At 61.6% G+C, this 2,099-nt stretch carries 3 protein-coding genes; 2 read left to right on the top strand and 1 reads right to left on the bottom strand.

Annotated features, from left to right (window positions below):
- The first annotated feature begins 426 nt into the window (after positions 1-426).
- On the top strand, positions 427-609 hold the full coding sequence (locus ACFOPO_RS18405) for a DUF3606 domain-containing protein (RefSeq protein ID WP_386705134.1): 183 nt from the start codon (positions 427-429) through the stop codon (positions 607-609).
- A gap of 1 nt (position 610) precedes the next feature.
- Here ACFOPO_RS18405 and ACFOPO_RS18410 read toward each other — a convergent pair whose 3' ends face one another.
- Positions 611-1,396: a hypothetical protein gene (locus ACFOPO_RS18410; RefSeq protein WP_386705135.1), complete on the bottom strand. Its 786-nt coding sequence runs from the start codon at positions 1,394-1,396 to the stop codon at positions 611-613.
- A 260-nt stretch (positions 1,397-1,656) separates the two neighbouring features.
- Here ACFOPO_RS18410 and ACFOPO_RS18415 point away from each other — a divergent pair, with 260 nt between their 5' ends.
- A complete protein-coding gene (locus ACFOPO_RS18415) occupies positions 1,657-1,932 on the top strand; it encodes a hypothetical protein (RefSeq protein ID WP_386705136.1) in 276 nt (91 codons plus the stop codon).
- Positions 1,933-2,099: the final 167 nt, after the last annotated feature.

Raw genomic sequence — 2,099 nt, forward strand, 5'->3', positions numbered from 1 at the left:
GCGAGAGAGTTGAACGGACGGCCCCGGAAGACGCTAGGCTACGAAACACCGGCCGAACGATTTCAACAATCTGTTGCGTTGACCGGTTGAAACCGCAACCCAAAGCGGACATAGCGCTGCCCGATGAAACGGCTCCTCGCAAATTTGGCAATAGCTCTGGGCATAGCCGCGGCGACTTTTGGACTCATCGGCACACCGGTCATCCAAGACCTGCTCCCACTTGAGTGGGTGATTCCAGGTGGCGACCATGCCACCCATTCCTACTACCGCTGGGTCAAGAGTGGAACCCCGGCAGCAGCGCACAGTGCTGCCTATCTGCCATACGTTATTTTGGCGACTGGGCTTGGTCTTCTTGCCTTGGGCATTGTTTGTCGTCGCAAGTTTCGCGGCAATGTGACCTAACCGATCCACCAGGTACAAAGGTTGGTGAATGTCCGCTTCGCCACCAATCGAGGCGAGCCCGATCGCTCCCGCATCAACGTCAATCAGGACCACGAGCTGCGTTACTGGATGGCGTCGCTGGACGTCACCGAGGACGAGCTGCGCGCAGCGGTTCGTGTCGTTGGCGCGTCGGCCGACGAACTGCGAGAGTATCTGCGCAGCAGCTGACCTACGGTCGCTGCGGGTCGCTGTTCGAGGTCTTCTCGGTCGGCCCGATCTCGACAGCACCGTCCTTCCAGATCGCGTCTTCGACCGCCCAGTACCGTTCCGGATCCTGCCGCCAGCTGGCATACATCGAATTCATCTCGTAGCCGGCGTTGTCCCACAGGTCGGCAGCGCCTGCCGGTGCGGAGCGCACCTGGAGCTTGCTGGTTAGCTGGCCGGTTCGAGTACCGGTGATCTGGGTGTTCTGCCGCAGGATCGCCGCGGCAAGGCGTCGCTTGGCCACCTTGTCGCCGTACTTCGCATACAGTTCTTCGCCCTCGCTCAGTGCCCGGTCTTTCTCCGCCGGGCTCAGCGACATCCAGATCTTCTCGCGCAACACCAGGAAGCTCGGATAGGCGCGTTCGGCGGCAAGGTCCGCCCACGCATAAGCCAACGCCGGATCGCGCGCCACCCCTGCGCCGTGCCAGTACATCAGGCTGATGCGGTGCTGCGAATACTTGTCGGCGTAATGCGCGGCCTTGGTGAAATTGCGCAGCGCATCATTCCAGTGGCCTTTCCCTGCGGCCTCGCTTCCATAGAGGCGGTATAGCTCGTTGGGGAAATTGGCCATGAAGCGAACCCGCTCGTCGAGATCGCCAGCGCTTATGGCGTCCGTGTCGGCTACGACGGCATCCAGGGGTTCCGCCGCCGGCGTGGCCGGTCCAGCGGCGAGTGCGGCAGCGAGTACGACTGAAGTCAGCAATTCCATGTTGCCTCCGGGTCGGTGGGTTCCTGACTGCTTCCAGTTCACTTCCACGAAATTCGAGAGTAGCGGATCGCGTTTTGCCAGGATTGGCGGCTCGCCTTCTGACGGCCGATCCCAGCCGGGGCCGACAACGCCAGCATCCGAGGGTGCGACCCGAACCGGTCGGCGTCAGGCGCTAGGCGCAGACGGTCGCGAATTCCGCTTATGGCCGATAGCGGACACTCGGCTAGATCCACCGCCAAGGGCGGTGCTAACTTTCGCTTTCGACCCAAGCGGCCGTTTGGCGCCTAAAGGATGCATCGGAGATGAAGGCTGGCCGACTCGCGACCATCGCCATATGGCTCCTGTTTGCATGGATCGTGCTTTCGTACGCTGACTCGTGGCTTCTTCTGCCCTATGACTGCGCCGACCTGGGCTTCGTCATTAGCCACAGCAAATGGGATTGCTCCGGCCCCGACGTCGCTGGTGCTGCGCCGATGCGCTTTTGGCAACACGCCGGCTTTCTTCATTCCATCCTTGCTTTCGTGGCCGCGGTGATCGCTACTCTCGTATGCCGTCGCTACCGTTGGGCCAGGGAATGATCGCTCCTGGCCGATGGCGGTCGTTGGGGTGGAGCGGTCGCCTTGGCCAGTGCTAATGTCCGCTTCCGACTGCGGTTTCAACCGGTCAACGCAACAGATTGTTGAAATCGTTCGGCCGGTGTTTCGTAGCCTAGCGTCTTCCGGGGCCGTCCGTTCAACTCTCTCGC

The sequence above is a fragment of the Lysobacter sp. GCM10012299 genome (assembly GCF_042649405.1).
Lineage (GTDB): Bacteria > Pseudomonadota > Gammaproteobacteria > Xanthomonadales > Xanthomonadaceae > Lysobacter_J.